The sequence below is a fragment of the Agromyces humi genome, from assembly GCF_009720255.1.
GTDB classification, from domain to species: domain Bacteria; phylum Actinomycetota; class Actinomycetes; order Actinomycetales; family Microbacteriaceae; genus Agromyces; species Agromyces humi.
On record NZ_WJSP02000231.1, the window covers coordinates 1 to 5,927 of the forward strand.

The following is a 5,927-nucleotide window of genomic DNA, read 5'->3' on the forward strand; positions in this document are numbered from 1 at the left end:
CGGCAAGGGCAAGGCCCCCGGGAAGGTGGCCGGCCAGGGCCAGCGCGCCGGCGCGCCCCGCGGGGCATCCGGCGCAGCACGACGGTCGAAGTCGGGCGACGAGTCCGAGATCGTGACGGGCCGTAACTCCGTCGTCGAGGCGCTGCGCGCCCGTATCCCCGCGACGACCCTCTACGTCGCCGCGCGCGTCGAGATGGACGACCGGGTGAAGGAGGCGATGAAGATCGCCACCAACCGCGGCATCCCCATGCTCGAGGTCATGCGGCCCGAGCTCGACCGCCTCGCCGGCGAGGGCGGCGTGCACCAGGGTCTCGCACTCAAGGTGCCGCCCTACGAGTACGCCCACCCGATCGAGCTCCTCGACGAGGTGCTCGCCCGCGACGAGACCCCCCTCTTCGTCGCGCTCGACGGCATCACCGACCCGCGCAACCTCGGCGCGATCCTCCGCTCCACGGGCGCGTTCGGCGGCCAGGGCGTCATCGTGCCGCAACGTCGCTCGGTGGGCGTGAACTCCGCCGCATGGAAGACGTCGGCGGGTGCGGCGGCTCGGGTGCCGGTCGCGATGGCCGCGAACCTCACGCAGACGCTCAAGGCCCTGAAGGAGCGCGGGGTGTTCGTGCTCGGACTCGACGGCGACGGCGACGTGTCGCTCCCCGGCCTCTCGTGGGCGGAGCGTCCGATCGTCGTGGTCGTCGGCAGCGAGGGCAAGGGCCTCTCCCGTCTCGTCGCCGAGACGTGCGACGCGATCGTGTCGATCCCGATCGAGTCGTCGACCGAGTCGCTGAACGCCGGCATCGCGGCATCCGTCACCCTCTACGAGATCTCGAAGCTGCGGGCCGAGTCGGCCGTCTGAGGCTGTCAAGGCCTCGATCGCCGTCGGCGCGGCACATAGCGTCGGAGGCATGACGCAGAACATCGACGAGTACCGAGACGACGACACGCGCGCGACCGACGCTGCGGGCGGCACCGAGACGCCGCCCGACCCCGCGGAGGAGCGCGAGCGCATCGCGAAGCTCGTGACCGGTGCCGACACGGCGCTGCTCACCAGCCGCAGTGCCGACGGGACGCTGCACGCGCGTCCGCTCGCCGTGCTGCAGGACGACTTCGACGGCGTCATCCGGTTCCTCGTGCAGGATCCGAGCGAGAAGACCCGCGAGATCATCGCGGATCCCGTCGTCAACGTGTCGTTCGCCTCGAGGAACGGCTACCTGTCGATCGCGGGCCACGCGCGCATCGTTCGCGACGACGCGCTCATCGACGAACTCTGGAACCCGGCCGCACAGGCCTGGTTCGAGCAGGGCCGCGAGGACCCCACCATCGCGGTGCTCGAGGTGACGGGCGACGGCGCCGAGTACTGGGCGAAGACGGAGCCGGGCGTGTTCTCGCTCGTCAAGGCGGCCGCGGCGATCTTCACGCGCAAGACGCCCGACATCGGGGAGAACCGCAGCGTCGCGCTCTGACCCTGACGCCGGCGCCGGCCGGGCGGCTAGACGTTGAGGCGCCAGTCGTTCTCGTCGTCGGGATCCACGACCGCGATCGCGGAGGTCTCGGGAACCACCTCGATGGTCGACGTCGAACCGGTGGGCGGACCGAGCACGGTGGCCTCGTCGCGGCGATGCCGGAGCACCTGGTTGACGTAGGACGTGACCGCCTCGGCGAGGGGGATGTCGTGGCCGGCCTGCTGCGCCATGAACCAGCGGTGCTCGAGGAGCTGGTGGAACACCTCGGCCGGCTCGAGCTTGCCGCGCAGGTCGAGGGGGATCGCACGCACGACCGGCTCGAACACGCGCATGAGCCACTCGTGCGCGACCATCTCCTCGTCGAGGTCGGCCTTGCCGTACGCCGCCCGGTAGGAGTCGAGGTCGTTGAGCAGGCGCCGAGCCTGGTTCTCGCCCGCGTCGAGCCCGGTCAGGCGGAGCAGCCGCCGCTGGTGGTGGCCCGCGTCGACGACCTTCGGCTGGATGCGGAGCGTCGTGCCCGTGTCATCCGTGCGGATCGCCAGCTCCTCGATGTCGAAGCCGAGGTCGTTGAGGCGGTTCACCCGTTCGTTGATGCGCCAGCGTTCGGCGGTCGAGAACGATTCGGAGCCCGTGAGCTCCTTCCACAGGCTGCGGTACGCCTCGACGATGCCGTTCGAGATGCGCACCGGGTCGAGCTCGTCGGCGACGCGCCCGCCGGCTTCGAGGTCGAGGAGCTCGCCGGCGATGTTCACACGCGCGATCTCGAGGTCGTTCTCGCGCTGGCCGTTGGAGAGGCCGCCCTCGTAGAGCTTGCCGGTCTCCGCATCGACGAGGTAGGCGGCGAAGGCGCCCGCGTCGCGCCGGAACAGCGTGTTCGAGAGCGACACGTCGCCCCAGAAGAACCCGACGATGTGCAGGCGCACGAGCAGCACGGCCAGGGCGTCGATGAGCCTGGTCGCGGTGTCGGGCCGCAGGGTCTGCGAGAAGAGCGCCCGGTAGGGGAGGGAGAACCGGAGGTGGCGGGTAACGAGCACCGGCTTGAGCGGCTCGCCCTCGGCATCCGTGCGGTTGGTGATGACCGCGACCGGCTCGACGCAGGGGATCTCGGTGCGCTGCAGCAAGCGCAGCATCTCGTACTCGCCCTTGGCCATCTCGGCCGTGGTCTCCTTGATCGCCACGACGTGGCCGCCGAGGTGCGCGAATCGCACGAGGTGCCGCGAGATGCCCTTCGGCAGCGCGGCGATGGTGTCGCTCGGCCAGGACTCCAGCGGGAGGTCCCAGGGGAGGTCGAGCAGTGCCGGATCGGCCATGGCCGACGTGATCGAAAGTGAGCCGCTCATCGTGGTTCAGCGTAGTCGCCGGTGATGGTGCCCGCAGACACGCCGATGCCGGCCGCGGAGACGGCGATGCCGGCCGGGCCGAAGCCCGACCGGCATCCCGGTGGTGCGTGGAACGTCAGGCGACGATCGGCTTCTTGCTGAGGCGGAGGCCCGACTCGGAGTCGAAGATGTGCACGTGGCCCGGCGTGGCGGTCAGGTACACGCGGTCGCCGGCGTTCGGGTGCACGCGGCCGTCGACGCGCGCGACGATGTCCGTGCGCTTGCCCTCGACCGTCGAGTGCCCGTAGAGGTAGCCGTCGGCGCCGAGCTCCTCGACGAGGTCGACGTCGACCGCGAGGCCCTCGCCCTCGTTCGGCGACACGACGATGTCCTCGGGGCGCACGCCGATCGTGGCGACCTTGCTGCTCGCGTCGGCGAGCGCCTCACGCTCGACCGGCACGTTGGCGGTGCCGAACATGATCCCGCCCTCGACGAGGTCGGCGTGGAACAGGTTCATCGCGGGCGAGCCGATGAAGCCGGCCACGAACACGTTGTTCGGCGCCTCATAGAGGTCGCGCGGCGTGCCCACCTGCTGGAGGATGCCGTCCTTCAGCACCGCGATGCGGTCGCCCATGGTGAGCGCCTCGGTCTGGTCGTGGGTGACGTAGACCGTGGTGACGCCGAGGCGGCGCTGCAGCGAGGCGATCTGGGTGCGGGTCTGCACGCGGAGCTTCGCGTCGAGGTTCGACAGCGGCTCGTCCATGAGGAACACCTGCGGCTGGCGCACGATCGCGCGGCCCATGGCGACGCGCTGACGCTGGCCACCCGAGAGGGCCTTCGGCTTGCGAGCCAGGTAGGGCTCGAGGTCGAGGAGCTTCGCCGCCTCGAGCACGCGAGCGGCGCGCTCGTCCTTGCCGACGCCGGCGATCTTGAGCGCGAAGCCCATGTTCTCGGCGACGGTCATGTGGGGGTAGAGCGCGTAGTTCTGGAAGACCATCGCGATGTCGCGGTCCTTCGGCGGCACGTCGGTGACGTTGCGGTCGCCGATGAAGATGTTGCCCTCGTTGACCTCTTCGAGGCCCGCGAGCATGCGGAGCGACGTGGACTTGCCGCAACCGGAGGGGCCGACGAGGACGAGGAACTCGCCGTCCGCGACGTCCAGGTCGAGCTTGTCGACCGCCGGGCGGGTGCCACCGGGGTAGAGCCGGGTGGCCTTGTCGAACGTGACTGATGCCATGGTTCTTCTGTCTCCTTCACCGGCAGGTACGTGCCGGACGATCCGTAGTGAATGGAAGTGCGTCGACGTCGACGCCTCATCAGTATCGCATGCGCGAGGGGTGCCGCCGAATCGAGGCCGGACCCCTTGCGCCGGGCACTCGGGTGATTCCCATGCCGGGAACGGCACGCACCCGGCATCCGCTTGGGTGATTCCCAGACATGCTTCCTACTATCGTGGGTGCGTTCGCATGCATACGCGCGCGCACCCACAGCGACCGGAGTGACCATCGATGACCTACGGCGGATCGAATCAGCCACGCCCATCCCGAAATGAACGCAGAGAGGCGGCCCGAGAGAAGGCCAGGGTTCTCCGCGAGGAGCAGAAGAAGCGGGAGCGCCGCAACAAGATCCTGATCCAGGGCGGCATCATCGTGGCGGTCGTCGCCATCGCCGCGCTCGTCGGCACCCTGATCTTCCAGAGCGTGAAGCCCGCGGGTCCCGGTCCGCAGAACATGGCGAGCGACGGCATCCTGCTGACCGCCGGCGACGGCGGCGGCATCGTGGCCGTCGAGACGCCGGCGCTCGCGGCGGGCGAGGCGCCCACGCCGACGGTGCCCGACGACAGCGGCGAGGTCGCCAACATCGTCGTCTACGTCGACTACCTGTGCCCCTTCTGCGGCCAGTTCGAGGCCACCAACTCCGAGTCGATGCGCACCATGGTCGAGTCGGGTGCTGCGACCCTCGAGGTGCACCCCATCGCGATCCTCACGAACAAGTCGGCCGGAACGCAGTACTCGCTGCGCGCCGCCAACGCGGCCGCGTGCGTCGCCGAGTCGTCGCCCGACTCGTTCTTCGACTACAACGCGATCCTCTTCGAGAACCAGCCCGAGGAGGGGTCGACCGGCCTCACCGACGACGAGCTGAAGTCGCTCGCCGAGGAGGTCGGCGTGAGCAACCAGTCGACGATCGAGAAGTGCATCGACGACGTGCAGTTCAAGGCCTGGGTGCAGGACTCCACGAACCGCGCGCTGACCGAGCCCATCCCGAACACCAACCCCGAGCTGCCGTCCGTGACGGGCACCCCGACGGTGCTCGTGAACGGCCAGCAGTACGGCGGCTCGCTCGACGACCCGCAGGAGTTCCAGGCGTTCGTGCTGCAGGCGACGAGCCAGTCGTTCAACGACTCCGAGTCCACCCCCACCCCGACGCCCACGCCCACACCGGCGCAGTAGTCGGCGTCCCGTCCGACCACGAAGGCCCGGCCCGTGCCGGGCCTTCGTGCCGTCGGTAGGATGTCGGGGAGGCATCGCCTCTCGCCGGCTTGGCGCAATTGGTAGCGCACCGCTCTTGTAAAGCGGTGGTTGCGGGTTCGAGTCCCGCAGCCGGCTCTTGACCGAGAATCCCAGCACGGATGCCGCGGCGCCCGCCGCACCCTCCGAGCACCCGCACCGGCATGCCCACGTCGAGCGCACGCGGCTGCCCATGTGGCTCGCCATCGTGTTCGCCCTCGCCTGCGGAGCGCTGACCGCGGTGCAGTCGCGCATCAACGGGCAGCTCGCCCATGCGCTCGACGACCCGTACACGGCGGCGGCCATCTCGTTCGGGAGCGGCCTCGTGATCCTGCTCGTGGTGCTCGCGGCCTGGGGGCCGGGCCGGGCCGGCTTCGGCAAGGTGGCCACGGCGCTCCGCGAGCGCCGGATCGCGTGGTGGATGCTCTTCGGCGGCATCGCCGGTGCGTGGTTCGTGACGACCCAGGGCCTCTCGGTCGCGGTCGTGGGCGTGGCGCTGTTCACGGTCGCCATCGTGGCGGGCCAGACCCTCGGCGGCATCGTGTTCGACCTGCTCGGACTGGGCCCGGGCGGCCGGCGCCCGCTCACTCCCACCCGCGTCGTCGGTGCCGTGCTGGCGCTCGCGGCGGTCGGCTGGGCGG

At 70.2% G+C, this 5,927-nt stretch carries 6 protein-coding genes and 1 tRNA gene; 5 read left to right on the forward strand and 2 right to left on the reverse strand.

The genetic code is table 11. The annotated features are described in order from the left end of the window. Together rlmB and GH736_RS15620 are read left to right on the forward strand one after the other, a co-directional pair. Positions 1-853, forward strand: an 853-nt coding sequence (gene rlmB / locus GH736_RS15615; RefSeq protein WP_159604973.1) for a 23S rRNA (guanosine(2251)-2'-O)-methyltransferase RlmB, incomplete at its 5' end; no start/stop codon positions are given. A gap of 49 nt (positions 854-902) precedes the next feature. After that, the gene (locus tag GH736_RS15620; RefSeq protein WP_159604975.1) at positions 903-1,460 is read left to right on the forward strand and encodes a pyridoxamine 5'-phosphate oxidase family protein; all 558 of its coding nucleotides are present in this window, start codon (positions 903-905) and stop codon (positions 1,458-1,460) included. 26 nt (positions 1,461-1,486) lie between these two features. Here the strand turns inward: GH736_RS15620 and GH736_RS15625 are convergent, their stop codons facing one another. Together GH736_RS15625 and GH736_RS15630 are read right to left on the reverse strand one after the other, a co-directional pair. Further along, positions 1,487-2,800, reverse strand: a complete 1,314-nt coding sequence (locus GH736_RS15625; protein ID WP_159604977.1) for a DUF4032 domain-containing protein — start codon at positions 2,798-2,800, stop codon at positions 1,487-1,489. Between the two features lie 115 nt (positions 2,801-2,915). Beyond that, complete coding sequence (locus tag GH736_RS15630; protein ID WP_159604979.1) at positions 2,916-4,016, reverse strand: ABC transporter ATP-binding protein; 1,101 nt, start codon at positions 4,014-4,016, stop codon at positions 2,916-2,918. 271 nt (positions 4,017-4,287) lie between these two features. On the opposite strand from GH736_RS15630, the gene GH736_RS15635 reads away from it, so the two are divergent. From GH736_RS15635 to GH736_RS15645, 3 genes are all read left to right on the forward strand, one after another. Then, positions 4,288-5,229: a DsbA family protein gene (locus GH736_RS15635; protein ID WP_159604981.1), complete on the forward strand. Its 942-nt coding sequence runs from the start codon at positions 4,288-4,290 to the stop codon at positions 5,227-5,229. 83 nt (positions 5,230-5,312) lie between these two features. Next, positions 5,313-5,385, forward strand: a tRNA-Thr gene (locus GH736_RS15640). Position 5,386: 1 nt separating this feature from the next. After that, positions 5,387-5,927, forward strand: a 541-nt coding sequence (locus GH736_RS15645; RefSeq protein ID WP_235934309.1) for a DMT family transporter, incomplete at its 3' end; no start/stop codon positions are given.

Excerpts from the sequence above, each read along its gene's own strand:
- GH736_RS15625 (WP_159604977.1), bottom strand. The coding sequence starts at position 2,800 with ATGAGCGGCTCACTTTCGATCACGTCGGCCATGGCCGATCCGGCACTG.
- GH736_RS15630 (WP_159604979.1), bottom strand. The coding sequence starts at position 4,016 with ATGGCATCAGTCACGTTCGACAAGGCCACCCGGCTCTACCCCGGTGGC.
- GH736_RS15635 (WP_159604981.1), top strand. The coding sequence starts at position 4,288 with ATGACCTACGGCGGATCGAATCAGCCACGCCCATCCCGAAATGAACGC.
- GH736_RS15620 (WP_159604975.1), top strand. The coding sequence starts at position 903 with ATGACGCAGAACATCGACGAGTACCGAGACGACGACACGCGCGCGACC.